Raw genomic sequence first — 26,288 nt, 5'->3', positions numbered from 1 at the left:
CGCGATACGCCGAGTACCGAAAGAAAGTACAGTGAGCAGGTCGTTGCCAACCCAACAGCGGGGATAGGCATTCGCCGTTTTGAAGAAGATGCGGCCGCAGCACAGCACGGCTGGCAAATCACTCAGCGGACACGCGACGGCTTAATCCTCTTCTTCCTCCTCGGCGATCAGCAGGAGTTCACCTGCGGCCTCCAACTCTCTGACCATGTTGACGATTTCGGTCATCGCGGCTTCGGCGTCCTTGGCTTTGACCTTGCCGGCATCCTTCACCTCTTCCCGGATGGCGTCGGCCATGCGGCCGGACATGTTTTCCAGAATGTAGTCTGCCGCGCGCTTGGCCTTTTCATCCGTTGCGCCGCCGATGGCGGTGACCAATACGGGCTGATCGATGCCGCGGACGACCTTTGGGATATCGCGCGGGGCGATGCGGTCAGGGATATTCATGAAGGTAAAGATGGCCTTGCGCACCCTGTCCGCAAAGTCGCGGTCGGTTTCTTCAAGACCCGTCAGAACGTCATCGCGCGTCGATGCCGTCGAGAAGTTCAGGATCGCGCCCACCCTTTCTTCGGGGCCGGTGTCAAAGGCGCCTTCGGTCACGGTGTCCAGTTGCGCGGCCAGTGAAATGCCGATGCGTTCCAGCGCGTCATGGGTGACGCCGGTGGTCTGACTTACAGCATAGGCGATGCGACGCGCTTTTTCGCCGGGCAGCAGGCCCAGCAGTTCCGCCGCGACAGAGGTGTTGAGTTTCGACAGGATGATGGCCGCGACCTCAAGACTTTCGCTTTCCACGATGGGGATTAGCTTTTTGGGGTCCAGCTTGCGGATGCGGTCCCACGGGTCGCCGGTCTGGCGCACCCCGGCCTCTTTCCGGAGGCGGGCGGCGGTATGGGCGCTGATGCGGCCGTCCAATACCGTCAGGGCCCCGGCCAGATCATGCGGGAAGGTCAGGCCTAATGCCTCAAGCTCTTCTGCGAATTCTTCGACCACATCATTCAGCTGATCGCGCGTGATGGGTCGCATACCGTGCAGGATGCGCGTCAGGTCGATCTGCAGATCCTCTGGCAGGTCCTGAAGGGGCATTTCTGCCCCGGCGGACAGAGCCAACCGAATGATAATCGCGGCCTTCTGGCGGCGCGTCAGCCGTGGGGCCGGGCGCGCGGACATCCCGACCTGCGCCAGCGGAGTGAGGTTATTCATAGCGTACCCGAATGGTGCCTGCCTGTTGCAGACACTTAAGCAGCGTCGGGTAAACAAGTTCTGAAAACGGGGCGGAAAATTTGGTTAATCTGACCTTCGTTCCAGCCCGCAGTTCAGACGCTTAGCTGGACACAATGTTTTCGCAGGCCTTGGTTTCGTCGTTCCACATCGTGCCGGTCGCACAGCTTTGCGCCTGATGTTTTTCGGCACAGGTGGATTGCGCCGACACAAGCGTCGGCAGGGTCATCAGAACGGAAAGTGCAATAATACGGGTCATGGCAGGCTCCGGTTGGTGTGACCGGAGCCTAGCATGATTCCATCCATGCCCTAAGCGTTTAGTCTTCGTGGAAGACGCGGGCAAAGATCGTATCGACGTGTTTGGTGTGGTACCCAAGGTCGAATTTCTCGTTGATCTCATCCTCGGACAGGGCCGCGCGGACTTCTTCGTCGCCCAGCAGCTCTTCGCGGAAATCGGTGCGGTTGTCCCAGACCTTCATCGCGTTGCGCTGCACCAGACGATAGGCGTCTTCGCGGCTGACACCGGCTTGGGTGAGGGCCAGCAGGACGCGCTGGCTCATCACAAGGCCGGGGAATTTGTTCATGTTGTCCAGCATGTTCTGCGGATAAACCAGCAGGTTTTCAATCACGCCGGTCAGACGCGACAGGGCAAAGTCCAGCGTGATCGTCGCGTCGGGGCCGATGTTCCGCTCGACGGACGAGTGGGAAATATCCCTCTCGTGCCACAGGGCCACATTCTCCATCGCCGGGATCGCCATGGACCGGACCATGCGGGCAAGGCCGGTGAGGTTTTCCGTCAGAACCGGGTTCTTCTTGTGCGGCATGGCGGACGAGCCCTTTTGGCCCATCGAGAAGAATTCTGCCGCTTCCAGCACTTCGGTCCGCTGCATGTGGCGGATTTCGGTGGCGACGTTTTCGATCGACGAGGCGATGACGCCGAGGGTCGCAAAGAACGCGGCGTGGCGGTCGCGCGGGATGACCTGAGTGCTGATCGGTTCGGGCACCAGACCCAGTTGATCGCAGACGTGTTCTTCGACCGCCGGGTCGATGTTGGCGAAGGTCCCGACCGCGCCAGAGATCGCGCCGGTGGCGATTTCCGCGCGGGCATCGCGCATACGGGACAGGTTGCGATCCATTTCCGCGTAGAAACGCGCGAAGGTCAGGCCCATGGTGGTGGGTTCGGCGTGGATGCCGTGGCTGCGGCCGATGCGGACGGTGTCTTTATGCTCGTACGCACGTTTCTTCAGCGCGGCCAGCAGTGCCTCGAGGTCGGCGATCAGGATGTCAGAGGCGCGGACCAGCTGAACGTTGAAACAAGTGTCCAGTACGTCCGAGGAGGTCATGCCCTGATGCACAAAGCGCGCCTCTTCCGACCCGACATGTTCGGCAAGGTGGGTCAGGAAGGCGATGACGTCGTGTTTTGTCTCACGCTCAATCTCGTCAATCCGGGCGATGTCAAATTCGACATCCTTGGCTTTCCAGACCGCGTCGGCGTTTTCGCGGGGGATCACGCCAAGGTTCGCCATGGCGTCGCAGGCGTGTGCTTCGATCTCGAACCAGATGCGGAACTTGGTTTCCGGCGACCAGATGGCGACCATGTCGGGGCGGGAATAGCGGGGGATCATCTGGAACTCCTGTCTGAACGGGTTGCGCGCCTCTTACCGCCGGGGCATCAGGGGGGCAAGAGATCAGAAGGGGCGGCCCGGTGTCGCGGAGGCAATGAAGCTGTCAGATTTCGCAGGGCGCTGGATTATCACGCGCAAGGTGATTAACGCGGTCGGGCCGGATGCGCGGTTTGACGGCGTGGCAGAATTCGCGGGCGGAGAGGGCGGGCTGATCCTGACGGAACGCGGTGAAATGCGGATGCAGGGCGCGACGCCCATGGTGGCCAGCCGGGTGTATCATTGGCGTGAAAGCCCCGACGGGATCGATGTGTTTTTCGACGATGGTCGGTTTTTTCACCATATCAGCGGGGGTGAGCAGCCCGAGGCGCATCACGATTGTGCGCCCGATGTCTACGATGTGGCCTATGATTTTTCGCACTGGCCCACGTGGTCGGCGGTCTGGCAGGTGACAGGCCCGCGCAAGGATTACCGGATGGAGAGCCGATATACCCTTGCCTGACGTACGCTTTGCGGGTTTGCAAAGTGGTCGTGTTTGCAAAAATCGACTTTGCAACTTCCAGTGAAACGCAGTGGGTTCGCCGCTTGCGCTTTGGCGGGGCATCAGGCATCACTTTGACAAAGAGAACGTGGGGAATGGAGGATCACATGTCCCAAGCAATCAACGCACGCGTCCTGACCGACGCATTCGGCCCGACCGAAGGAACCGCGCTGCGCCTGAAACAGGCTGCACTGGTCATCGCGGGCATCGCCCTGCTGGCCGTTTGTGCCAAGATCAAGGTGCCGGTCCCCGGATCGCCCGTCGCCGTCGGCATGGGGACCTTCGCGGTTCTGTCGATCGGTGCCGCTTATGGCGCGCGTCTGGGTCTGGTGACGATCATGGGCTACATGCTGATCGGCATGCTGGGCTTTGACATCTTCCAATCCTCGACCAACGAATTGAACGGTGTGGAATACATGATGGGCGGCACCGGTGGCTACCTGCTGGGCTACGTCATGGCGACGGTTCTGCTGGGCTACCTTGCGCAGCGTGGCTGGGACCGGTCGGTTCTGTGGATGGCGCTGGCGATGCTGGCGGGCAACGTTCTGCTGTACATCCCCGGTCTGGCATGGCTGGGCGCGCTCTACGGCTGGGACCAGCCGATCCTGCAATGGGGCCTGACGCCCTTCATCGTGGGTGACGTACTGAAGCTGGCACTGGCCGCGCTGATCCTGCCGCTGGCCTGGAAACTGGTGGGCCGCGCGCGCGGCTGATCCTTTCAGCAAGAGTTTGAGATTATGGCGCGCCCCTTCGGGGGCGCGTTTTTTGTGTTGGGAGGTGGCGCGGAATCAAGGCCGAAGGCCGCCGCGCATCGCAGGGCCGCCCTCGGGCCCGGCGATTTGTTGACGTTTGTCGGGCGGCTTAGTTCAGAGCTTCCAGGGTATGATAAAACGCGGGGGCCAACCGTATCTATCGCCGGACCGCGGCCCTGTGATGCGCCGCTTAGTGCTTTGATCCGGCCATGTAGTCAGCCAGCGCCGCCTTCTGCGCGTCATCCAAACGAAGCCCCAGCTTGGTCCGACGATACAGAACATCCTCAGCCGTGCTCGCCCATTCGCGGTCGATCAGATAGCGGACCTCAGCCTCATAAAGCCCTGCGCCGAAGTGTTGGCCCAGATCGGGCTCGGACCCAGCATCAGCTAAAACCTTCGGCACCAAGGTGCCGTAACAGGTCACCAGCCGCCCGATCACGTCGCGCGCAAGAAACGGGAACTGATTGGACAAGCGGTCGATCAGGCCGTCCCGATCCGCCGCGTCGAAATCCCCGCCGGGCAGGGGCGCGTCGTGGGTCCATGCGGGGACTTTGGGGCCCAAGGTGCCTTCGATCTGCGCGACCACACTGGCCGACAGCTTGCGGTAGGTCGTCAGTTTGCCACCAAAGATGTTCAGCAGCCGTCCGTCCTGCGCGGGTCTGACAACGTAGTCCCGCGTCGCAGCCGCGGCGGCAGAGGCGTTGTCGTCATACAATGGACGCACGCCGGAATAGGTCCAGACCACATCCTTGGGCGTCACAGGTTCGGCAAAATACTGGCTGGCCATGTCGCACAGATAGGCCACCTCGGCGTCAGTGATTTGTGGTTTGGTCGCCAGATCGGGGTGGTCTTCGTCCGTCGTGCCGATCAGCGTATAGTCGTGCTGATAGGGGATCGCAAAGATGATCCGGCCGTCTTGGTTCTGGAAGAAATAGGCGCGGTCGTGGTCGAACTTTTTCGGCACGACGATATGGCTGCCGCGCACCAGCCGGATGTTGTGGGCGTCGTTCTGGCCAAAGACATCGCGCAGCACATGATCGACCCAAGGCCCAGATGCGTTGACGATGGTGCGGGCGGTGATGGTTTCGGTGCCCTTTGGCCCCGTCAGATCGACATGCCAAAGCCCATCGCGCCAGACCGACCGGTCCACCCGTGTGCGGGTCGCGATCCGTGCACCGCGGTCTTCGGCGTCGCGCAGGTTCAGGATCACCAGCCGGGCGTCATCGACCCAACCGTCGGAATACTCGAAGGCCTTTTTCAGCGACGGCTTCAGTGGTTCGCCTGCCGGATCGCGTGTCAGGTCCAGCGACCGGGTCGCGGGCAAGGTCCGGTTGCGATCCAGCGTGTCATAAAGGAACAGGCCCAGCCGCACCAACCATGCAGGCCGCGTGCCCTTGGCCCATGGCATCAGAACCGACAGAAACCGCGATACGGGGGTTGAGCCGTCGAACCGCATCGCCGGGTCATAGGGCAGCACAAAGCGCATGGGCCACGCGATATGGGGCATGTTGCGCAACAGCACTTCGCGTTCGCGCAGGGCCTCTCCGACCAGTCTAAGTTCAAGATACTCCAGATACCGCAGCCCGCCGTGAAACAGCTTGGTCGAGGCCGAGGAGGTGGCAGAGGCGAAATCGCCCATCTCGCACAGGCAGACCGAATAGCCACGCCCCACGGCATCCCGCGCCACGCCTGCGCCATTGATCCCGCCGCCGATAATCAGCACGTCGTAATCGGCGGAAGTCGGGCCAGTTGCGGGTGCAGTCATGGGGTCAGTCACGGGGCTGTGTCAGCGGACGGATTTTCAGACGTGTGATGCGGTTGTCCTTGCGGGCCATCACCTCGAACCGGTAGCCGTGGAAGACAAAGACCTGATTGGCGTTGGGGATCATCTGCGCCTCGTGAATAACGAGGCCCGCAATGGTGTTCGCTTCTTCATCCGGCAGGGACCAATCCATCGCGCGGTTCAGGTCGCGGATCGTCATGGCACCATCGACGACGTATTGGCCATCTTCGGTGTGGCGCACGTCGTGTTCGGCGTCGGGGTCGAATTCGTCGGTAATCTCGCCCACGATCTCTTCTAGGATGTCTTCCAGCGTCAGAAGGCCCCGCAATGCGCCGTATTCATCCACCACGAGCGCGAAGTGCGTGCGCTGGTTCAGGAACTGGCGCATCTGTTCGTCCAGCGTAGTGGTTTCCGGCACGAAGTAAGGCTTCATCATCACGTCGGCGATCTTGAAATCCTTGAACGCCTGCGTCAGCGACCGATCCTGCTGGGCCGACAGTTCATGCATGGCGCGCAGCAGGTCCTTGGCGTGCACGATACCAATGATGTTTTCCGGGTCGTCCTTGAAGATCGGCAGGCGGGTGTGGTTCGACTGAAGACATTGCGCAAGAATTTCCTGCGCCGACAAGTCCGCGTCGATCATTTCGATGCGCGAGCGGTGCAGCATGATTTCTTCGACGAAACGGTCGCTTAGGTCCAGCGCGCCAAGGATACGGTCGCGGTCTTCTTTTTCCACCACGCCTTCGGAATGACCCAGTTGCAAGGCGCCCGCGATTTCTTCGCGGACGGCGAGGATGCGGCTGTCGGGGTCGGCCTGAACGCCAAAGACGCGCAGCACGGCGCGCACCAGCACACGGATCGCGCTGACCAACGGGGAAAACACCGTCACGATAATCTGGATCGGTCCGGCGACACCTGCGGCGGCCTTTTCAGCGTTGGTGATGGCGTAGGTTTTGGGCAGCACCTCGGCAAAGATCAGGACCAGCGCGGTCATCACCAAGGTGGCCAAGGCAACGCCGCTATCGCCGAACAGCCGGGTGAAAAGCGCGGTGGCCAGCGAGGTGGCAAGGATGTTCACGAGGTTGTTGCCCAGCAAGACAGACCCGATCAGGCGTTCGTTGTCTTCGGTAATCTTCAGCGCGCGTTCGGCCCCGCGCGATCCCTTGTCGGCCTGCGTGCGCAGCTTGCCGCGCGACGCAGCGGTCAGCGCGGTTTCCGAGCCGGAGAAGAAGCCCGACAGGACCAGCAACAGAAGGATTGCGCCCCCGGTCAGCCAGAAAGCGGTGTCATAGGCGGTGCCAAGCGTTTCGGTCATATCGGTCCTCAAAGGTTCGTCACCTTATGTAGGCGCGAAGGGCGTGGTTCAAGATGGGTTGGGGTCCGGAAAGTCATCGCGCTGATGTTGAAGGGAAGTGGTAAGGGCAGCGACCGACCCGGAATGGCGCGATAGCGCCGCCCATGGGGGCGGGTCGGCGCTGCCCGGCGTTGCCGCCGGGCGGAGCACATGATCGGCGTCGCGCCGTATCTGATGATCAGTCGGCGACTGACTTGTTCAGCGGATGATGCGTTTCGACCAACTCTTTCAGCCGATGTTCCAGAACATGCGTATAAATCTCGGTCGTGGCCAGATCGGCGTGGCCCAGCAAGGTCTGGATCGCCCGCAGGTCAGCGCCGTTTTCCAACAGATGCGTTGCGAAGGCATGGCGCAGCGTGTGTGGCGTGACCTTGGCGGGGGACACGCCTGCCGCAACGGCGATTTCCTTGATCAGGATGTAGAAGCGGTGCCGCGTCAGGTATCCTTCGGCCGACCGGGATGGGAACAGGAACCGCGAGGGCTGCGTACCACGGGGCAGGGCGTCGTCCGCTTCGGTCCGGGCCGCGATCCACGCGGTCAGCGCTTCGCGCGCAGGAGGTGACAGGGGGACCATGCGTTCCTTGCCGCCTTTGCCGCGGATCAACAGCATCCGTGGATCGCCCTTGGCCGAGGCCATGGGCAGGGACACCAATTCGCTGACCCGCATTCCGGTGGCGTAGAGCAGTTCCATCAGGCAGGTGTTGCGCAGCCGATCCGCGGGGGCGCGCCCATGGGTGCGGGCGGCCTCTAACAGGGCAGAGACCTCGTCCGTGGTCAGCGTTTTGGGGAGTTTCTTGGCGCGGCCCGGTCCGCGGATTTCGATGGCGGGATTATCCGGCCGCCAGCCTTCTTCGAACGCGAAGCGATAGATTTGCTTGATCGCCGAGAGCCGCCTGGCGCGGGTGGCCTGCGAGAGCCCCTGCGCGTCGCAATCGGTCAAGTAGCTTTCGACATCTGTGCGCGATGCGCCATCGATCCCATGCCCCTTGCGGTCCAGCCAGTCGGCGTAATCCTTCAGGTCGCGGCCATAAGCCAGAAGGGTGTTCTGTGACGACCCCGCCTCGGCCGCCTGTGCATCAAGGAAGGTGGATATCCAGCGGTGTGCATCGCTCACAACTGACGCTCCAGCAGCATCAGTTGCAGGGCGGTGCGGCGGGCTGTGTCTTCCAGCCCGACGGCGCGCAGGGTGGCCAGACCGGGGGCGATCATCTGGATATTGCCTTCGGCCCCTTTGGCGATCAGGTCCATGGCGACAAGGATCGCCTCACCCAGTTTGCCCTGCGCCAGATCCAGACGGATCGCAGGGGGCAGTTCGGTGTCGGGGGCAAAGCCGCGCTGGATCGCGCGGGACAGGGCATCAGGTGCTTCGGCCGCGCCGGGTTCGCCCGCGGCAAGCGCGGCGATGAACTGATGCTGCGCATCGGGGCGGGGCAGCTTGGCAGCGAGTGTTTCATACTGCGGCGACAGCATCGCCATGTCGAACTGAATGGCTTGCGCGGGCCCCGTCAGGTCATAGCCAGCCAGCGTTTCGCCCCAAAGACGCGCGAAAGGCACCTCTAGCCGGGCGGATTGAAGCGCGCGCCATCCCTTTGGAAGGGCGTCGGAAATCGCTGCGGCGTCACGTCGGGCAATTGCGGTGTCCAGCGCCTGAATTGCTTCGACCCGGTCCCATGGATCACCAGAGGCGGCTGGTTCCCGGTCGGTGTAGATGCCCAGCAGCCGGTTTTCGGCCAGCGCGCCGGTCTGGGTCAGACGTTCCGCGGCCTCGATCTCGGCCCGCCAGCCGGATACGCCTCGCAGGTCGGTCATGGCGTAGGCGCGCGGCAGGCCCGATGAGGGCACGGGATGGCCGATCCCTTCTGACAGGCGGAAGACCAGCGGAGTCATCTTGGCCGGGGGCGGCAGGGCGGGTGTTTCTTCGGCCAGCGCGGGGTCAAGGAACAGCGACAGCAGCGTTTCTTCGGCCGGGTCCATCATACCAAGCGCGGCGGCGGTGCCAAAGGTCAATGCCGCCAGATCGAATTGCCCCTGTGACGCGCGGCAAAAAGTCAGCGCCGCCTCGGACGGGGCAAGGCTGGGCCGGTCGCGCATCACAAGGCAGGCGCGGTTTTCATCGCCCGCCAAAAGCGTCAGGTCAAACCACCGCGCGAACAGGTCGGGGTGGCTGGTCGGGCCTGCACGGTCGGCCAAGGCCAGCGCCGGATCGACGGCGCCCATGTCGACCAGCTTATCGATACGGGCCAGCAGGAAACTGATGCCGCCGGGGCTTTGTACAGGCGGGTCGGCTTCGGTCAGCAGCAGCGTGTACATCAGCGACTGCATGGCCGGAATCGACACCAGATCTGTGCCTCTTAACCGCCGCACCAGCGACGCGGCGAGCGATTTTTCCCACAGGCTGGCGGGCAGGCCCGTGACAGACCGGGGCAACAGGCCCACGGCGCCAGGCTGGGGCGCATCCAGCGGCTGCATCGTCACCTCGGGCGTGACGACCTGATCGGCGACGGGCGCTTCGAATCCCGGTGGCGGCGTGACGGGCAGGGCGGGGGTTGCCTCGGGCGGGGTGACGGGGCGCGCAGGGAGCGCGGCAAGATTTTCAGGGCGGTCCAGCCAGTCGATGGCAGACATCGGCTGGTCGGCCGTTTGCGCCGACGCCGGTGTGCCGGGTGCCGCCACGGAAAGGGTGGCCAGGCAGATTGCCGGGCCCAGTCGGTGGAAAAATGCCGATCTATTCTGCATCCAGAACCACGGGTTCACGAATCTCGACCTTCGGGGGGGTAAAATCCACACCGAAATACCGGCCCAGGTAGGCATAGGCGATAACTCCGATCGAGCATAGTATGATGAGTATTATCAACCATTTGAGAATACGGAGCATTGCTGATGTGCCTCTGTCTTTTCGCCTTTTTCCGGCAATATAGCTGGCCTTTTGCCTAAGATCACGTCATTCAACCGTGAACCGGATAAATTACGGGCGCTGACCCGGCCGGAGAGACGGGAAGACTATGGCTTGGGTGCTGAAAAAGACCATCGTGATGGTGGGAATGATGGGGGCGGGCAAGACGGCAGTGGGGCGCGCTTTGGCGGCCGAACTGGGTGTTCCCTTCCTTGATTCCGATCATGAGATCGAAGCGGCCGCCAATATGACCATCGCCGAGATTTTTGAACGCGACGGAGAGCCGTTCTTTCGTGCCCGCGAGACCGAGGTGATCCAGCGCCTGTTGGAGGGCGATCCCTGTGTTCTGTCCACCGGAGGCGGGGCCTATCTGGCCGATCGCAATCGGTCGCTGATTTCCGAAAAGGGTCTGGCGGTCTGGCTGAACGCGGATCTTGAGCTGCTGTGGAACCGGGTCAAACATCGCGACTCGCGCCCGCTGCTGAAGACGCCTGATCCCAAGGGTACGCTGACCGCGCTGTATGATGCCCGCGTGCCGACGTACGCCAAGGCCGATCTGTCGGTCCCCGCCGAGCAGGATCTGAGCATTCAGGACATGGCGCTGCGCGTGATCGAAGCCGTTGCGACCCGTAGCGATGTATTGGAGGCCGTATGACCGAAACCGTCCATGTGTCCCTTGGCGATCGTAGCTATGACATCCAGATCGGCGAAGGCCTGCTGGAAAAGGCGGGCGACTGGGTCGCGCCGCTGCTGGCCCGCCCGCGTGTGGCCATCGTCACCGATGAAAACGTCGCCGCGGCGCATCTGGCCACGCTAGAGGCGGGGCTGGAGGCCAAGGGCATCTCCTCGGTCGCGTTGCGCCTGCCGCCCGGTGAGGCCACCAAAGGGTGGGACCAGTTTTCGCGCACGGTCGAATGGTTGCTGGACCAAAAGGTCGAACGCCGCGACGTGGTCATCGCGCTAGGCGGTGGGGTGATCGGCGATCTGGTGGGCTTTGCCGCCGCCGTGCTGCGCCGGGGTGTCCGGTTCGTTCAAATCCCGACGTCGTTGTTGGCACAGGTCGACAGTTCGGTCGGGGGGAAGACAGGGATCAACGCGCCGCAGGGCAAGAACCTGATCGGTGCGTTTCATCAGCCGTCGCTGGTGCTGGCGGACACAGGGGTGCTGTCGACGCTGACGACCCGCGATTTCCTTGCCGGGTATGGTGAGGTGGTGAAATACGGCCTTCTGGGCGATGCGGCGTTCTTTGACTGGCTTGAAGCGAACGCCCCCAAGATGGCCGCCGGTGATATGGCTGCACGCATTCACGCGGTGACGCGATCCTGCCAGATGAAGGCCGAGATCGTCGAGAGGGACGAGACCGAACAGGGCGATCGCGCGCTGCTGAACCTTGGACACACTTTCTGCCATGCCCTTGAAAAGGCGACGGGATATTCGGATCGGCTGTTGCACGGCGAAGGCGTTGCCATTGGCTGTGCGCTTGCATTCGAGGTGTCGTCGCGTCTGGGCTTTTGCCCGCAGGAAGACCCCAGCCGTGTGCGCGCGCATCTGAAAGACATGGGCATGAAGGTCGATCTGGCCGACATCCCCGGCGATCTGCCGGGGGCCGAGGCGCTGTATGATCTGATGGGGCAGGACAAGAAGGTCGTCGATGGCCAGATCCGCTTTATCATGGCGCGGAGCATCGGACAGGCCTTTGTCACGGCAGAGGTTCCGCGTAACGTGGTGCTGCAGGTGCTGGACGACGCGCTGGCCCAACGCGGCTGATACCCGCGGTTTCAGGATAAAGGAACGCCCCATGGCCATGATCACGGCAGACTGGGTCCGCATGATGGCCCGCTACAATATTTGGCAAAACGGCTGCATCAGCCACGCGATGCAGACCCTGTCGGTCGAAGACCTGACGCAGGACCGGGGCGCCTTCTTCGGATCGATTCTGAGAACGGCAAACCATCTGATCTGGGCCGATACGCTATGGATGGCCCGGTTCGAAGGCGACAAGACACCGGCCAGCAACCCGCAGGACGCGTTGGACCTGTACGGCAGTCACACCGAATGGGCCTTGGCGCGGTCGGCCATCGACGAACGCATCGCGTCCTGGGCGGGGCTGCTGGAGGACAAGGACCTGCAGGGGCGGGAAAAATGGTACTCCGGCTCTCAGGGGAAAGAGATGGATTTACCTTTCGCCCAATGCGTCACCCACTTCTTCAACCACCAAACGCACCATCGCGGTCAGATTCACGGCATGCTGACTCAGGCCGGGATCAAGACGGACGACACCGATCTGATCTTTATGCGCTGACAGTAAAATCAGGTATTTACACCCTGGTCTTGATGTTTCGCCTGTGCGGCCTTTGACGAAAGAGTCAGCTACTTCATTCAGTAAGCGGCATGTGTAATGTCGCTTTTTCTACTTAACATGGCGTTGATGCCTATCGATTAAGCAGATTACCCGCTACGTTTATAGCAATGGTGCCGCGCGATACCCGCTCGGGCCAGCCATCTCTGACCCGGTCGCAGAACCGGGATGAGCAAACTAGGGGGACGTGACATGACTGACACTCCAGAACAACCAGATGAAGTCGCACCGGGTATTCCCGAGCCCGATGGTGCGACCGAAATCATCGAAACTGATTACGAAATCGGGCAAAACAACATTGACGGTAACGTGGGGCCCTTCGGGTTCGACATTCACAACCCGGTCTTCATGATCTCGGGCCTGTCGATCATGGTCTTCGTGTTCTACACGCTGGCTTTGCCTGAACAGGCGGGGGCTGTCTTTTCGTGGCTCTTTTCGTTCGTGACCAAGGGCTTTGACTGGTTCTTCCTTGGGGCCGCCAACATCTTTGTGCTGTTCTGTATCCTGCTGATCGTCACGCCCTTGGGCAATGTGCGACTGGGCGGGAAAGAGGCGACGCCGGATTACACCTACATTGGTTGGTTCGCGATGCTGTTCGCGGCCGGTATGGGCATCGGCCTGATGTTCTATGGCGTGTCCGAACCGATGAGCCACTTCTCCTCTTCGGTTGGTGGAACGGCCTCCGAAGGTGGCGTCCGGACCGACTGGGCCCCGCTTGGCGCGGCCGCAGGGGACGAAGCAGCCTCGATCCGGCTGGGCATGGCGGCAACGATCTTCCACTGGGGTCTGCACCCCTGGGCGATCTATGCGGTTGTGGCGCTGGCGCTGGCCTTGTTCAGCTATAACAAGGGCTTGCCGCTGACGATCCGCTCGGCTTTCTACCCGATCCTTGGCGATCGCGTCTGGGGCTGGTGGGGCCACGTCATCGACACGCTGGCCGTGTTCGCGACGCTCTTTGGTCTGGCGACATCGCTGGGTTTTGGGGCAACGCAGGCCAACGCAGGTCTGAACGAGCTGTTCGGCGTGCCGATTGGGTCCACCACCGAGGTTCTGCTAATTTCCGGCATCACGGCGATTGCCCTGATCTCGGTCCTGCGGGGTTTGGACGGGGGCGTGAAGGTCCTGTCCGAGGTCAACATGGGCCTGGCCTTCCTGCTGCTGCTTTTCGTGCTGATAGCAGGGCCGACGCTGGCGATCCTGACGGGCTTTGTCGACTACCTTGGTGCGTACTTCCAGTACCTGCCTGCGCTGTCGAATCCCATCGGTCGTGAGGACGTGAACTTTAGCCAAGGCTGGACGTCCTTCTACTGGGCGTGGTGGATTTCCTGGTCACCGTTCGTCGGCATGTTCATCGCCCGCGTGTCCCGTGGCCGGTCCGTGCGCGAGTTCGTGATCTGCGTTCTGCTGATCCCGTCGCTGGTTTGCGTTCTGTGGATGTCGGTCTTTGGTGGCGTGGCGATCCAGCAGGTTGTTCAGGACGGTTACACCGAAGCACAGGATGCGGCGCTTCCGCTGCAGCTGTTCAAGATGCTGGACGCGCTGCCGCTGGCGGGGATCACCTCGCTGATCGGGATCGTGCTGGTCATCGTGTTCTTCGTGACCTCGTCGGACTCCGGCTCGCTGGTGATCGACACGATCACGGCAGGCGGCAAGGTCGACGCACCTGTCCCGCAGCGCGTGTTCTGGTGCATCTTCGAAGGCGCCGTGGCCATCGTGCTGCTGTTGTCTGCGGGCGGTCTTGCGTCGCTGCAGTCGATGGTGATCTCGACCGGTCTGCCGTTTACGGTGGTGCTGTTGATGATGTGCTACGCGATCTATCGCGGCCTGAAAGCAGAGCCGAAATAACCCCCGCGGGGGTGAGGCTCTGCCTCGCGCTCCGGGATATTTCTGGCAAGAGGATAAAGGGGGCTGTCATGGCCCTCTTTTCTTTTGATCCGACTGTCCGCTGAGCTACGTAACATGCTTATGAGTGGACAGAATTTGACTGTGGTCTGGCTTCGGCGCGACCTGCGGCTGGTAGATCACCCGGCCTTCGTAGCGGCAGCCGAACGTGGCGCCGTCATTCCCGTTTTTATCCATGACGACAGCGTGGCCAATCTGGGCGCGGCGCCCAAGTGGCGACTGGCGCAGGCGTTGCGGGTGTTTTCCAAAACGCTGGAAGACGCCGGATCGCGGCTGATCCTGCGGCGTGGCCCCGCGCAAGAGGTGCTGGACGAGCTGATCGAAGAGACCGGGGCCGACGCGGTTTACTGGTCGCGATTGTATGACCCTGAGGCGATCGAGCGCGACAGCCGGATTAAATCCACCCTGAAGGATCGGGACATCGATGCGCAGTCGTTCCATGGCCACCTGATTTTTGAGCCATGGGACGTGGAGACGAAGCAGGGCGGGATGTACCAGGTCTATTCGCCCATGTGGCGGGCGGTGAAAGACCGCGAGGTGGACGAACCGCTGTCCGCCCCGGACCTGACCGCGCCCGGAAGCTGGCCTGACAGCGATGCGCTGGACGATCGGCAGATGGAGACCGCGATGCGCCGAGGCGCTGATGTGGTCGCCCAGCATTGCAAGCCCGGGCAAGACGCGGCAAGCGCGGCGTTGGCCGCGTTTTCGGCGCACCGGATGGAAGACTACAAGGACCGTCGGGATTTTCCGGGGGAAGAGGCGACCTCTGGCCTGTCGGAATATCTGACGGTGGGCGAGATCTCTCCGCGGCAGTTGTGGCACGCCGCGCTGAGAGGAGAGGCCGACGGCAAGAAGGGGGCCGAGCATTTCCGCAAAGAGGTGGTCTGGCGCGAGTTTGCCTATCATCTGCTGTACCACACCCCGCGTCTGGTGGATGAAAACTGGCGCGAGGGCTGGGACGACTTTGGCTGGACCGAGGATGAGCGGCTGAAAGAGGTGAAGGCCTGGAAACAGGCGCGCACCGGGATCCGCTTTGTCGATGCCGCCTTGCGGGAAATGTATGTGACGGGGCGGATGCACAACCGTGCGCGGATGGTGGTGGCGTCCTATCTGACCAAGCATTGTCTGGTGCATTGGCGTGTCGGTCAGAAATGGTTCGAAGATTGCCTGACCGACTGGGACATCGCGTCGAATTCCATGGGATGGCAATGGGTTGCGGGCTGTGGCCCTGACGCCGCGCCCTACTTCCGCGTCTTCAACCCGGACACGCAGTTGGAAAAGTTCGACCCCGATGGGGAGTATGTCCGCGCGTGGATTGCCGAAGGGCAATCCAACCCGACCAAGACAGCGCTTAGCTATTTTGACGCGATACCGGAAAGCTGGGGCCTGTCGCCCGACGATCCTTACCCCGACCCCGTCGTGGGGCTAAGCGAGGGGCGCGAAGCCGCGCTTGCCGCCTATGACAAACTTAAGTCCGATCAGGAGTGACCCATGGTTATGTCATCAAACGTTAACAATAATTTTGCCACGGGCCCGCTTCAGGTTACCCTATCTGAAAGCACGGGAGCACGCGCCATGATCAAAACCGACCTCAAGGGTGAAAAAAACCTGCCCCGATATTTCGCGCAAGTCTTTCAGATGGCGTCTGAAATGCCGGTAGGACGTCTGGATTTCCATCTGCCGGACGGGCGGGTGTTTCGGGCCGAAGGTGCGCGTCCCGGCCCTGTGGCCGAACTGCACGTGCATAACCCCGATACCTTCGCCCGGCTGATCCGCGAAGGCGATCTGGGGTTCTGTGACGCCTATCTGGATGAATGGTGGTCCACGCCTGATCTGATGGCCTTCATGGACCTGCTGCATGCGGGCAATGATGAGTTGTATGACGGTTTCCCCGGCATGGGGTTCGTGCGCGTCTATGAGCGACTGCGCCACTGGATGAACCGCAACACCAAGGAACAGGCGCGCAAGAATATCTCGTACCACTATGATCTGGGGAACGAGTTCTACGCGCTGTGGCTGGACGACAGCATGACCTATTCGTCGGCGCTGTTCGAGACGGGGCAGGAAAGCCTCGAGGCGGCGCAGCGGGCCAAGTATAAATCCATGGTCGATCAGATGGGCGTGCAGCCCGGCGATCACGTGCTGGAAATCGGCTGCGGCTGGGGCGGCTTTGCGGAATATGCTGCGAAGGAACGCGGGCTGCGTGTGACGGGGCTGACCATCTCTCAGGAGCAGCTCAAGTATGCGCGGGAACGCATTGAAAAGGCTGGACTTTCTGATCAGGTTAATCTGAAGCTTCAGGACTACCGCGACGAGACGGGGCAGTACGACGGCATCGCCTCGATCGAGATGTTCGAGGCCGTGGGTGAAAAATACTGGCCTACGTATTTCAACACCGTGCGCGACCGCCTGAATCCCGGCCGGAACGCCACGCTGCAAATCATCACCGTGCAGGACAAGCGGTGGGAGACCTACCGCAAGGGCGTGGATTTCATTCAGAAGTACATCTTCCCGGGTGGCATGTTGCCCAGCCCATCGGTGCTGCGGGCAGAGGTCGAGAAGTCTGGGCTGAGCGTGCTGAAGTCGATCGAATTCGGCCATAGCTACAGCCAGACGCTGCGGCGTTGGCATGAAACCTTCAACGACAAATGGGACCAGATTGCCGATATGGGCTTTGATGATCGGTTCCGGCGGATGTGGAATTTCTACCTCACCTCTTGCGCGGGTGCGTTTGAGGGCGGTAATTGTGATGTCACGCAGATCACCATTACGCGGCCTGCCTGACCCCTGATCGAGCGGGGGCCGGGCCACACAAGGAGAAGCCCGAATGCCCACCGCTGCCCGCATCATCTCTGCCTGTTGTCTGGCGTTTATCGGCTGGGTCGTCAGCGGCCTGTCGAAACAGGTTCTTCAACTGAATAGCACCGGTAATTTCGTGCTGCTGTGCGTTGTGCTGGGGGCGGCCTGTGGCTGGCTGATCCTTGGACGCCGCGCGGATCGGGGCAGGCTGGGGATGCTGAACGCCATCGGTGTGGGGCTGACGGCTGTTGCCATGACGGTGTTCTGGGTGGTGCTGATCGTGTCGACGCTGGAATCCTTTGGCATCGCGATGGAGCGTCGGTTCCACGATCCGATGAAGGTGATCTATGGCATTCAGCCGATCGCCATGCGCTATGGTCAGGCGCTGACGAACACCACGATCCTTGTCTGGCTGGTCTTTGGCGGGGCGATCACCGGGATCCTCGCGCATCTGGCCGGTCAAAAGTGGCCGGGCCGGTAAGGGTTCGCTTGTGAAGGTTTTTCTGTTCGGAACGCTGCTGTACCCGCCTTTGTTGCAACGGGTCAGCGGCGCACGTCTGACGCTGACGCCTGCTGAGCTGCCGGATTGGCGCGTGGCGGGGGTAGAGGGGGACGTCTACCCTGTTCTGGTGCCGGACACGGGCGCCGTAGCGCATGGCGCTGTCATCGACGTTGATCAGGATGCGCTGGACCGGTTGGTCCATTACGAGGATGCTTTTGGGTATCATGCCGTGCCTGTGACGGTCTTGATCGATGGTGTGACCACGGATGCGCAGGTGTTTCGCCCCGATGGTCCCGGTGCGCCGCCACATGGGGAATGGTCGCTGGATCAATGGGTTGCGCAGGCGGCCCCTAGAACGATGTTCGCTGCGGATGAACTGATGGGCTATTTCGGTCGCTTTTCAGGTGCCGATCTGCAATTCCGCCGTCCTCAGGCCGAAGCGCGTGCGCATAGCCGGGTCGAGGCGACAGAGATGTCGCGACCGTTGGTTGGGTCCGACGCGTCCGCCACTCAGGTCGAGGTGCAATCGCAGACAGCCGATCACGCTGGATATTTCGTGACGGAAACCGTGGCCCTGCGCCATCCGACCTTTGCGGGCGGGCTGTCCGACACCCTGACCCGAGAGGTCTTTGTCGCCGCCGAAGCTGCGATCATCCTGCCATACGATCCCGTACGCGACCGTATCCTGCTGGTTGAACAATTCCGCATGGGCCCGTGGCGGCGCGGCGCGACATACCCTTGGATGCTAGAGCCGGTCGCAGGCCGCGTGGACCCCGGTGAAACCCCCGAAGACACCGCCCGCCGCGAGGCGCAGGAAGAGGCGGGGCTGGATCTGCGAGGGATCGAACGCATCGGGTCGGGCTATCCGACGCCCGGCTATTCGACCGAATATTTCCACGTCTTTCTGGGCCTGTGTGACCTGCCGGATGGCATCGAAGGCCTGCACGGGGAAGAAAGCGAAAACGAAGACATTCGGACTCATGTTCTTAGTTGGGCGCAGGCCCAAGACCTTTTGTCCCGAGGCGAGGCGAATAACATGCCACTTATCCTCGCCCTGACGTGGCTTTCGCACGAACGGTCCAGATTGCGCGCCTCGGCTTGAGTTGGCCGAGCCACGCCGTTACATCTGAAGGGCAAGATGTGAAAGGACACCCCATGCTTGTCGCTCAGGATCTGGCCCACGCGGTCGGAAACACCCCGATGATCAAACTGCGTAAAGTCAGCGAGGAGACGGGCTGTACCATTCTGGGCAAGGCCGAGTTTCTGAACCCCGGTCAGTCGGTCAAGGACCGCGCCGCGCTGTGGATCATCAAGGACGCCATCGCCAAGGGCCAGCTGGAGCCGGGTGGCACGATCGTCGAAGGCACCGCTGGCAACACCGGGATCGGTCTGGCGCTGGTCGGCGCGTCGATGGGGTTCAAGACTGTCATCGTGATTCCCGAAACTCAAAGCCAGGAAAAGAAGGACATGATCCGTCTGGCCGGGGCGGAATTGGTTCAGGTGCCCGCAGCCCCCTATAAGAACCCCAACAACTATGTCCGCTATTCCGAACGTCTGGCGGCAGAGCTTGCCAAATCGGAACCCCACGGCGCGATCTGGGCCAACCAGTTCGACAACACCGCGAACCGTCAGGCGCATATCGACAGCACCGGACCGGAAATCTGGGAACAGACGGACGGCAAGGTCGACGGTTTCGTCGCCTCTGTCGGGTCGGGCGGCACGCTGGCGGGTGTCGGCATGGCGCTGCAGCCCAAGGGCGTAAAGATCGGGCTGGCCGATCCGAAGGGGTCGGGCGTCTATTCGCTGTACGAGTCGGGCGAGGCCGCGCCGACAGGGGGATCGATCACCGAAGGCATCGGGCAGGGGCGCATCACGGCGAACCTAGAAGGCTTCCGGCCTGACCTGATGTACCAGATCTCGGACGACGAGGCGCTGCCTTACGTGTTCGACCTGCTGGCCGACGAAGGGTTGTGCGTTGGCGGTTCCTCGGGCATCAACATTGCAGGCGCGGTGCGCATGGCGAAAGAGCTGGGGCCGGGTCATACCATCGTGACGATCCTTTGCGATTACGGCACGCGGTATCAGTCGAAACTGTTCAACCCTTCTTTCCTGAAGGATAAAGGCCTGCCCGTACCCGCATGGATGTCTCAGTCTCCACGTTCTATCCCCGGCGTCTTCGAAGAATGACCCAGGCCCTTCGCGGGGCTTTCCAATGGCTTTTGATTGCTGTGGCGCTGCTGATAAGTGGCGCCACTGGCGTGTCTGCCCAATCGGTCGACTATGAGGCCTGGGGTGCGGTGGCGACCCGTGCGGAAGAGGCGATTGAAAACGGCGCCGCGTCGGAAGAGGCGTTTGATGGCCTACGCGCGGAACTGACGGACTGGCGACAGACGTTTCAGGCGGCCCGCACCCAGAACGCCGCCGCGATTGAAGCGGTGCGCGCCCAGTTGGATGCCCTAGGGCCCAAGCCCGAGGATGCCGAAGAAGCGCCAGAGACGGCTGATCAGCGTGAAACCCTGAATGAACGGCTGAACGAACTGCGCGCGCCCGTGCAGCGGGCCGAGGTTGCCTTTAGCCGTGCGGATGCGCTGATCGCGCAGATCGACCGTATTCAGCGCGACAGGCAGGCGGACAAGCTGTTGGAACTGGGGCCAACGCCGCTGAACCCGGTGATCTGGCCTCAGGCGGTCGAAGCGCTGGTGGAATTCTTCCGTCTTAGCGTCGCGGACGTTCAAACCAATTGGAACAATCTGGCGCGGCGCAGCGAATTCCGGCAGGCGCTGCCGATGACGATGCTATTCCTGACACTGGCCTTCGTGCTGATCGTGCGGGGGCGGTATTGGGTGGAACGGCTGGTGCTGATGCTGGACCGCCATCGCACGGCAGAACGCTGGCTGGCCGGTTTTGCGATATCCTTGGGTCAGATCATCGTGCCGGTCATCGGTCTGATCTTTCTGGCGATTGCAGGGCTGTCGACCGACATGCTGGGCGCGCGGGGCGAAATGGTGGTGCAGGCGCTGCCTGCGGCCGGGTTCCAGTTCTTCGCGGCGCGCTGGCTGGGGGGGCGGCTTTTCCCCCGGTCCGAAACCTTCGATCCGCTGCTGAATCTTGACGCCACCCGCCGGGCCGAGGGACGCATCCACGCGCTGACCCTTGGGTTCGTGCTGCTGCTGTTCCTGCCGCTGCAACAGATCAGCGATTTCGCCGGCTGGCCGCCCGAGGTCAGCAATGTCATCACCTTCCCGCTGCTGGTCGTGGCCGGCCTGACGCTGCTGCGTCTGGCGCAACTGCTGCTGCAACACGCCAAAGCCCCGGCCGAGGGCGAGACGGACACCGATTTCCGTCAGCGTCTGGTGTCGATCCTTGCGCGGATCACCATGGTCGCCGCCGTCGCAGGCCCCGCCTTTGCCGCCATCGGCTATTTCAACGCGGGCGAGGCGCTGGTCTATCCCACCATTTCGTCGCTGATGCTGATGGCGCTGCTGGTGGTGCTGCAGCGGCTGGTGGAAGAGCTTTACATCCTCTTCTCGCGCAACCGCGACGGCGTCAAAGAGGCGCTGGCCCCGGTACTGGCGGGCTTTGGGCTGGTGCTTCTGTCTCTGCCCGCCTTCGCGTTGATCTGGGGCGCACGCATCACCGATCTGACCGAGCTTTGGGCAAGGTTTCTGGCCGGGTTCTCTCTGGGTGATACCCGGATCAGCCCGACCGACTTCCTGACCTTTGTCATCGTCTTTGCCATCGGCTTTGTCGCCACGCGCCTGCTGCAGGCCGCTATGCGTACCACGGTATTGCCTAAGACCAAGATGGATGTGGGCGGGCAGAATGCCGTTGCCTCTGGCCTTGGCTACGTGGGTATTTTTGTGGCCGCCATCATCGCGATCACCAGCGCGGGGCTGGATCTGTCGTCGCTGGCCATCGTCGCCGGTGCGCTATCGGTCGGGATTGGTTTCGGCCTTCAGAACATCGTGTCGAACTTTGTTTCGGGCATCATCCTTCTGATCGAACGCCCCGTCGCCATCGGCGACTGGATCGAGGTCGGCGGGCAGATGGGCTTTGTGCGCGATATCTCGGTCCGCTCTACCCGGATCGAGACGTTTGATCGGACGGACGTGATTGTGCCCAACGCCGATCTGGTGTCGGGCACCGTGACGAACTGGACGCGCGGCAACCTTGTGGGCCGTGTGATCGTGCCTGTGGGCGTGGCCTATGGGTCGGATACCCGCAAGGTCGAAGAGATCCTGCAAGAGGTCGCCGAGGCACAGCCGCAGGTTCTGCTGAACCCGCCGCCCTTCATCTACTTCAAGGGCTTCGGCGCGGATTCGATGGATTTCGAGATCCGGGCCATCCTGCGCGACGTGACCTCGATCCTCGTGGTCCAGACCGAGCTGAACCATCAGATCGCTGAACGCTTTGCGGCCGAAGGCATCGAGATACCCTTTGCACAGCGCGATATCTGGTTGCGCAATCCCGAGGCGCTGCGCGGCGATCCCGCACCCACTGCCAAGTCAGAGCCGGTGAGCCCGCAGGAACGTGCCGCCGCGGCCCAGCAGGTAACGCGCGAAGACATGGACAATGATGCCTCTGACGCCGGAGAGGGCGAGGGCGACCGTTAAGGCCGCCGCCACGTGCTTGCGCGAATAGACGCCGCCGCGTGATCCAGATCGCGCGAGATACCGCCTATCCCCATGTTTTGCCTGAAAACCTGTGATTGCGCTGCTATAACCCTGCGGCTTGGAACATTCCCCATGACCCCCCTGTTGTCTGCCCACACCGCGACGGAGACGTCGTAAACGGGAAGGGCGCCTTCGTGCCCTTCGACATATGAGGAGTTTACTATGACCCTGAAGATCGCTGGCCTGAGCGCCGCTGCCATCCTGACCGCAACCACCGCCATCGCCTCGACCGAAGCGACCGCGACCACCGACCTGAACCTGCGCAACCTGCCGGACCCGCGCGGTGAAATTCTGGACGTGATCCCGGGCGAAGCCATGGTGATGGTCGAAGAATGCGTGTCCAACGCTGCATGGTGCAAAGTCACCTATGAAGGCACCGAAGGTTGGGCCTATGCGCCGTACCTGACCGCGTCTTTGGACAGCGAGCCGGTGGTTGTCTATGACAACACGCAGGCGCTGAACGTCGAAACCGTCGACCTGAACAAGGCAGACCGTGAAGCCGCCGCCGCCATCGGTGGCCTGAGCGCCGGCGCCCTTGCCGCCGCAACCGTGGGTGGCCCGCTGGCCGTCGCTGGTGCCGCTGCTGTTGGTGCTATCGCAGGCAACGAATCCGTACCGGAGCAGACCGTTCAATACGTGACTGCGAACCCGGTCGACACCGTTTACGTAGACGGCGAAGTGGTCGTTGGCGCTGGTATCCCGACCGAGGTGCAGCTGTCGGCAATCCCCGAGTCCGACTACACCTACGTGTACCTCAACGGGAACCCCGTGCTGGTGGACAACGACCGCACCATCGTGCGCGTTATCCGCTAACCCACATTGGCTAACAAGCCGGTCAAGGCCCGCCCGTCCCATGGGGCGGGCCTTTTCTTTTGCGCCGCGATCGCGGCTGACGCGGGTCCGGTAAGGGCTTGATCGCAGGCGGCGTCACATTTTTTTCACTCAAAGAGGCAGAAGGGGCAAATTCAGGTTGAACCCCCCGAGGACCTTCTTGTAAGAGCGGCGGCGGAGAGGTGGCCGAGTGGTCGAAGGCGCACGCCTGGAAAGTGTGTAGGCGGGGAACCGTCTCGAGGGTTCGAATCCCTTCCTCTCCGCCACTACCCCCCAGTGACTTAGCGAATAGGCTTAGGCGACAGTCGGTTGCCCCGTTTTTGCGGGGCTGTTCGTCGTATGCCTGCGTGGGGTTTGCGCTGTTCTTGGCGTGCGAGGGTTGGGCCCATGCGCAGCACCAGACGCATGGGGGGACCCACCTGAAGTGTAATCTGAAACGGCTGCTTAGCCCTTTGCGCCCTGACCACGGGCATAGACGTCTTCGTAGCGCACGATGTCGTCCTCGCCCAGATACGACCCGGTCTGCACCTCGATCAGCGTCAGGGGCAGCTTGCCGGGGTTTTCCATCCGGTGGACAGCGCCAAGCGGGATAAAGATCGACTGGTTTTCCGACACCAGCTGCACCTTGTCGTCGACGGTCACCTTGGCGGTGCCTTCCACTACGACCCAATGTTCCGCACGGTGGACATGGCTTTGCAGCGACAGCGCGCCGCCCGGGTTCACCACGATCCGCTTAACCTGGAACCGGGACCCGACGACCAAGCTTTCGTACCAGCCCCAGGGGCGATAATCGCGGGGCAGGGTCTCTGCCTGCGGGACGCCCTGTTCCTTCAGCGCGGCGACCGCCTGTTTCACGTCCTGCGCGCGGTCCTTATGGGCCACCAGCACGGCGTCTGGCATGGCGACAGTGATGATGTCGCTTAGGCCGATGCCGATCACGGGCTGGCCTTCGTTGGTGGCCTGCAACAGCGTATCGGTGCAATCGATGGCCGTCGCCGGGCCGTTCAGCGCCACGCCGTTGTCATCGGGCGGGCTTTCACGCCAGACAGCCTGCCAGTCACCAAGGTCTGACCATGCGCCAGCGTAGGGAACGACCGTCAGGTTGTCGGCCTTCTCCATGATTGCGTAATCGATCGAAATATCAGGCAGTTGTGCCCAAGCGTCGGGGTCAAGACGGGTGAAGGCCAGATCGACCTCTTGCCCCTCTAGCGCCGCGCGGCAGGCAGACAGAATGTCGGGTGCATGGGTCGCGAAGGCGTCCAGGATCGCCGTGGTCGAGAATAGGAAGATGCCTGCATTCCACAGGTGTTTCTGGCCGGACAACATGGTCTGTGCCGTCTCGCGGTCCGGCTTTTCGACAAAGGCCTTCAGCGGTTGCGGCACTGGTGCGAAATCGTCGGTCGGCTGCGACAGTTCCAGCCAGCCATAGCCCGTCTCCGCCCGGTCGGGGCGGATGCCAAAGGTCACCAGCTGCCCGGCCTGCGCGGCTGGCACGGCGGCGTGCACCGTGGCGCGAAAGGCGTCCGTGTCGGGGATCAGGTGGTCAGACGGCGCCACCAACATCAGCGCGCCGGGCTGCCGCGCGTCCAGTGACAAGGCCGCTGCACAGATCGCGGGGGCGGTGTTTTTACCCGTGGGTTCGATCAGCACCTCGGCTGGCGTGATTTCCTTAGCGGCGGCCTGTTCGATCACGATGAAGCGGAAGTCGGATGAGGTCACGACGGTCGGCGCGGCGAAGCCTTTGCCGGACAGACGCATTGCCGATCCCTGATACAAGCTATCATCCCCGCGCAGCTTGGCGAATTGCTTGGGGTAGGATTTGCGTGACAGGGGCCAGAGGCGCGTGCCGGACCCGCCGCAAAGGATCATGGGGTGGATAAGGGACTGCATCGGGCTTGGTCGAACTCGCAAAGCTTTGGCGGGACGCGATCAGCAGCTCGCCAATTCTTGGTTAATATTCAATGAATAAAGCGCGGAAATCCCGGCCTTTCCAATCTGTTCGCATCGTGTCTGGCATGGTATACGGGTTGGCGCAACGGGGAAGACAGGTGCGCACAGGCAAAATTACCATCAAGGATGTGGCGCGTAAGGCCGGAGTGTCGGTGGGAACCGCATCCCGGGCGATGAACGGCGCGCCGGGGGTTCTGGCCCGTACGCGGGACGTAGTGCACGCCGCCGCGCGCGAGATGGGCTATCAGCCCAACGCCGCGGCCCGGGCCTTGCGGTCGCGGTCGTCGCGGCTGATCGGATGCCTTTTCTCGGACCTCGAAAACCCGCTTTATGCGCGCCTTTTCAATTCCTTGCAGGATCGGTTGGCGGATGAGGGCTTTGTCACGCTGATCACCGCCAGTTCTTCAAAGGTGGACCGCGAACGCCGTGCAATCCAGACCTTTGCGGAACGTGGGCTGGACGCCATTGTCATCGCGCCGGGACATCAGGACGACCCAGAGCTGTTGCAGATGCTGCGCGACTTCCCGGCGCCGATCTTCGTGGTGGATCGCGATATGGAGATTTCGGCGGATAGATTGGTGTTTGACCACGCCGCCGCGATCGAAGGGGCGGTGAAGCACCTCACAGATCTTGGCCATCAGCGTATCCTGCCGGTTATTTCACATCAGAACACGCGACCGGGCCTCGAACGGCACGCCGCGTTCGATGCGGCGATGGCCCGGGCGGGGCTTTCGGTCGGGCCCAAAGTTGAACCGGAAACGCCCAATGCCTCGGTCTTTTCGCAGTTGCGCGACAGGCTTGGCGCGCCGGATCGGCCGACCGCGATGATCGTGCAGGGGACGCAGGTGTTGTCGTCCGCGCTCAACGCTTTGGCGGTGGCGGGTCTGCGCGTGCCGCAGGACATGTCGCTGATTGCGGTGGGGGACAGCGCGATGGCCGAAGACCACGTGCCGCCCATCACTGCGCTGCGGATGGACCGGACGGTTCTGGTGGATGAGATCGCGGGCTGCGTCCTGCGCCGTATCCGCGGCGATCAGGACGTGCCGATGGATCTGACCCTGCGCTATGACCTGATCGAGCGTGCGTCCTGCGCAAGGGTGTCCGAAGACTAA

The 26,288-nt window shown here is 62.2% G+C and carries 22 protein-coding genes and 1 tRNA gene; 15 read left to right on the top strand and 8 right to left on the bottom strand.

All coding sequences use genetic code 11. The features are described from left to right. Positions 1-141: 141 nt before the first annotated feature. The 3 genes from ACI3GR_RS18535 to purB form a co-directional block, all read right to left on the bottom strand. Complete coding sequence (locus tag ACI3GR_RS18535; protein ID WP_407496563.1) at positions 142-1,197, bottom strand: flagellar motor switch protein FliG; 1,056 nt, start codon at positions 1,195-1,197, stop codon at positions 142-144. Positions 1,198-1,318: 121 nt separating this feature from the next. Further along, complete coding sequence (locus ACI3GR_RS18530; protein ID WP_407496561.1) at positions 1,319-1,474, bottom strand: hypothetical protein; 156 nt, start codon at positions 1,472-1,474, stop codon at positions 1,319-1,321. Between the two features lie 58 nt (positions 1,475-1,532). Then, the gene (purB, locus tag ACI3GR_RS18525; RefSeq protein ID WP_407496559.1) at positions 1,533-2,840 is read right to left on the bottom strand and encodes an adenylosuccinate lyase; all 1,308 of its coding nucleotides are present in this window, start codon (positions 2,838-2,840) and stop codon (positions 1,533-1,535) included. A 94-nt stretch (positions 2,841-2,934) separates the two neighbouring features. On the opposite strand from purB, the gene ACI3GR_RS18520 reads away from it, so the two are divergent. Both ACI3GR_RS18520 and ACI3GR_RS18515 read left to right on the top strand, forming a co-directional pair. After that, on the top strand, positions 2,935-3,339 hold the full coding sequence (locus ACI3GR_RS18520; RefSeq protein WP_407496557.1) for a DUF6314 family protein: 405 nt from the start codon (positions 2,935-2,937) through the stop codon (positions 3,337-3,339). A 146-nt stretch (positions 3,340-3,485) separates the two neighbouring features. Next, positions 3,486-4,091 (top strand): biotin transporter BioY, encoded by a 606-nt coding sequence (locus ACI3GR_RS18515; RefSeq protein WP_407496555.1) that lies wholly within the window; start codon positions 3,486-3,488, stop codon positions 4,089-4,091. A 229-nt stretch (positions 4,092-4,320) separates the two neighbouring features. Here ACI3GR_RS18515 and glpD read toward each other — a convergent pair whose 3' ends face one another. From glpD to ACI3GR_RS18495, 4 genes are all read right to left on the bottom strand, one after another. Further along, positions 4,321-5,895: a glycerol-3-phosphate dehydrogenase gene (gene glpD, locus ACI3GR_RS18510; RefSeq protein WP_407496553.1), complete on the bottom strand. Its 1,575-nt coding sequence runs from the start codon at positions 5,893-5,895 to the stop codon at positions 4,321-4,323. Positions 5,896-5,899: 4 nt separating this feature from the next. Beyond that, complete coding sequence (locus ACI3GR_RS18505; RefSeq protein ID WP_407496551.1) at positions 5,900-7,228, bottom strand: HlyC/CorC family transporter; 1,329 nt, start codon at positions 7,226-7,228, stop codon at positions 5,900-5,902. Positions 7,229-7,445: 217 nt separating this feature from the next. Then, entirely contained in the window at positions 7,446-8,381 is a 936-nt protein-coding gene (locus ACI3GR_RS18500) for a site-specific tyrosine recombinase XerD (protein ID WP_407496549.1), read from the bottom strand. Continuing rightward, a complete protein-coding gene (locus ACI3GR_RS18495) occupies positions 8,378-9,892 on the bottom strand; it encodes a hypothetical protein (RefSeq protein WP_407496547.1) in 1,515 nt (504 codons plus the stop codon). The genes ACI3GR_RS18500 and ACI3GR_RS18495 overlap by 4 nt, the downstream gene beginning before the upstream one ends. Positions 9,893-10,269: 377 nt before the next feature. Here ACI3GR_RS18495 and ACI3GR_RS18490 point away from each other — a divergent pair, with 377 nt between their 5' ends. The 12 genes from ACI3GR_RS18490 (at position 10,270) to ACI3GR_RS18435 (ending at position 23,492) form a co-directional block, all read left to right on the top strand. Continuing rightward, entirely contained in the window at positions 10,270-10,815 is a 546-nt protein-coding gene (locus ACI3GR_RS18490; protein ID WP_407496545.1) for a shikimate kinase, read from the top strand. Further along, complete coding sequence (gene aroB, locus ACI3GR_RS18485; protein WP_407496543.1) at positions 10,812-11,927, top strand: 3-dehydroquinate synthase; 1,116 nt, start codon at positions 10,812-10,814, stop codon at positions 11,925-11,927. Before ACI3GR_RS18490 ends, aroB begins: the two co-directional genes overlap by 4 nt. Before the next feature lie 31 nt (positions 11,928-11,958). Continuing rightward, positions 11,959-12,462: a DinB family protein gene (locus tag ACI3GR_RS18480; RefSeq protein WP_407496541.1), complete on the top strand. Its 504-nt coding sequence runs from the start codon at positions 11,959-11,961 to the stop codon at positions 12,460-12,462. 249 nt (positions 12,463-12,711) lie between these two features. Continuing rightward, complete coding sequence (locus ACI3GR_RS18475; RefSeq protein ID WP_407496539.1) at positions 12,712-14,364, top strand: BCCT family transporter; 1,653 nt, start codon at positions 12,712-12,714, stop codon at positions 14,362-14,364. A gap of 120 nt (positions 14,365-14,484) precedes the next feature. Further along, positions 14,485-15,909, top strand: coding sequence for a cryptochrome/photolyase family protein (locus ACI3GR_RS18470; RefSeq protein ID WP_407496537.1), 1,425 nt, complete (start codon positions 14,485-14,487; stop codon positions 15,907-15,909). 87 nt (positions 15,910-15,996) lie between these two features. Next, a complete protein-coding gene (locus ACI3GR_RS18465; protein WP_407496536.1) occupies positions 15,997-17,205 on the top strand; it encodes a class I SAM-dependent methyltransferase in 1,209 nt (402 codons plus the stop codon). A gap of 43 nt (positions 17,206-17,248) precedes the next feature. Then, the gene (locus tag ACI3GR_RS18460) at positions 17,249-17,701 is read left to right on the top strand and encodes a TrgA family protein (RefSeq protein ID WP_407496534.1); all 453 of its coding nucleotides are present in this window, start codon (positions 17,249-17,251) and stop codon (positions 17,699-17,701) included. Between the two features lie 10 nt (positions 17,702-17,711). Next, complete coding sequence (locus ACI3GR_RS18455; RefSeq protein WP_407496533.1) at positions 17,712-18,824, top strand: NUDIX domain-containing protein; 1,113 nt, start codon at positions 17,712-17,714, stop codon at positions 18,822-18,824. Between the two features lie 53 nt (positions 18,825-18,877). Beyond that, positions 18,878-19,909 (top strand): cysteine synthase A, encoded by a 1,032-nt coding sequence (locus ACI3GR_RS18450; RefSeq protein ID WP_407496532.1) that lies wholly within the window; start codon positions 18,878-18,880, stop codon positions 19,907-19,909. Next, positions 19,906-22,335 carry a DUF3772 domain-containing protein gene (locus ACI3GR_RS18445; RefSeq protein WP_407496531.1) on the top strand — a complete coding sequence of 810 codons (2,430 nt, stop codon included), beginning with the start codon at positions 19,906-19,908 and terminating at the stop codon, positions 22,333-22,335. The genes ACI3GR_RS18450 and ACI3GR_RS18445 overlap by 4 nt, the downstream gene beginning before the upstream one ends. A gap of 222 nt (positions 22,336-22,557) precedes the next feature. Further along, positions 22,558-23,208 carry a DUF1236 domain-containing protein gene (locus tag ACI3GR_RS18440; protein ID WP_407496529.1) on the top strand — a complete coding sequence of 217 codons (651 nt, stop codon included), beginning with the start codon at positions 22,558-22,560 and terminating at the stop codon, positions 23,206-23,208. 194 nt (positions 23,209-23,402) lie between these two features. Then, positions 23,403-23,492, top strand: a tRNA-Ser gene (locus ACI3GR_RS18435). Between the two features lie 178 nt (positions 23,493-23,670). On the opposite strand, the gene ACI3GR_RS18430 is transcribed toward ACI3GR_RS18435, so the two are convergent. Continuing rightward, entirely contained in the window at positions 23,671-25,116 is a 1,446-nt protein-coding gene (locus ACI3GR_RS18430) for a mannose-1-phosphate guanylyltransferase/mannose-6-phosphate isomerase (protein ID WP_407496527.1), read from the bottom strand. 158 nt (positions 25,117-25,274) lie between these two features. On the opposite strand from ACI3GR_RS18430, the gene ACI3GR_RS18425 reads away from it, so the two are divergent. After that, positions 25,275-26,288 carry a LacI family DNA-binding transcriptional regulator gene (locus tag ACI3GR_RS18425; RefSeq protein ID WP_407496525.1) on the top strand — a complete coding sequence of 338 codons (1,014 nt, stop codon included), beginning with the start codon at positions 25,275-25,277 and terminating at the stop codon, positions 26,286-26,288.

The sequence above is a fragment of the Pseudooceanicola aestuariicola genome, from assembly GCF_045763785.1.
Classification (GTDB): domain Bacteria; phylum Pseudomonadota; class Alphaproteobacteria; order Rhodobacterales; family Rhodobacteraceae; genus Pseudooceanicola.
Note: the sequence above shows the minus strand (reverse complement) of the source record. Positions and strands in the feature narration are given on the sequence as shown.

Coding starts and splice junctions, on each gene's coding strand:
- ACI3GR_RS18535 (WP_407496563.1), bottom strand. CDS start 1,197: ATGAATAACCTCACTCCGCTGGCGCAGGTCGGGATGTCCGCGCGCCCG.
- ACI3GR_RS18470 (WP_407496537.1), top strand. CDS start 14,485: ATGAGTGGACAGAATTTGACTGTGGTCTGGCTTCGGCGCGACCTGCGG.
- ACI3GR_RS18515 (WP_407496555.1), top strand. CDS start 3,486: ATGTCCCAAGCAATCAACGCACGCGTCCTGACCGACGCATTCGGCCCG.
- ACI3GR_RS18440 (WP_407496529.1), top strand. CDS start 22,558: ATGACCCTGAAGATCGCTGGCCTGAGCGCCGCTGCCATCCTGACCGCA.
- ACI3GR_RS18505 (WP_407496551.1), bottom strand. CDS start 7,228: ATGACCGAAACGCTTGGCACCGCCTATGACACCGCTTTCTGGCTGACC.
- aroB (WP_407496543.1), top strand. CDS start 10,812: ATGACCGAAACCGTCCATGTGTCCCTTGGCGATCGTAGCTATGACATC.
- ACI3GR_RS18445 (WP_407496531.1), top strand. CDS start 19,906: ATGACCCAGGCCCTTCGCGGGGCTTTCCAATGGCTTTTGATTGCTGTG.
- ACI3GR_RS18520 (WP_407496557.1), top strand. CDS start 2,935: ATGAAGCTGTCAGATTTCGCAGGGCGCTGGATTATCACGCGCAAGGTG.
- ACI3GR_RS18480 (WP_407496541.1), top strand. CDS start 11,959: ATGGCCATGATCACGGCAGACTGGGTCCGCATGATGGCCCGCTACAAT.
- ACI3GR_RS18465 (WP_407496536.1), top strand. CDS start 15,997: ATGATCAAAACCGACCTCAAGGGTGAAAAAAACCTGCCCCGATATTTC.
- ACI3GR_RS18475 (WP_407496539.1), top strand. CDS start 12,712: ATGACTGACACTCCAGAACAACCAGATGAAGTCGCACCGGGTATTCCC.
- purB (WP_407496559.1), bottom strand. CDS start 2,840: ATGATCCCCCGCTATTCCCGCCCCGACATGGTCGCCATCTGGTCGCCG.
- ACI3GR_RS18460 (WP_407496534.1), top strand. CDS start 17,249: ATGCCCACCGCTGCCCGCATCATCTCTGCCTGTTGTCTGGCGTTTATC.
- glpD (WP_407496553.1), bottom strand. CDS start 5,895: ATGACTGCACCCGCAACTGGCCCGACTTCCGCCGATTACGACGTGCTG.
- ACI3GR_RS18430 (WP_407496527.1), bottom strand. CDS start 25,116: ATGCAGTCCCTTATCCACCCCATGATCCTTTGCGGCGGGTCCGGCACG.
- ACI3GR_RS18530 (WP_407496561.1), bottom strand. CDS start 1,474: ATGACCCGTATTATTGCACTTTCCGTTCTGATGACCCTGCCGACGCTT.
- ACI3GR_RS18495 (WP_407496547.1), bottom strand. CDS start 9,892: ATGTCTGCCATCGACTGGCTGGACCGCCCTGAAAATCTTGCCGCGCTC.
- ACI3GR_RS18450 (WP_407496532.1), top strand. CDS start 18,878: ATGCTTGTCGCTCAGGATCTGGCCCACGCGGTCGGAAACACCCCGATG.
- ACI3GR_RS18490 (WP_407496545.1), top strand. CDS start 10,270: ATGGCTTGGGTGCTGAAAAAGACCATCGTGATGGTGGGAATGATGGGG.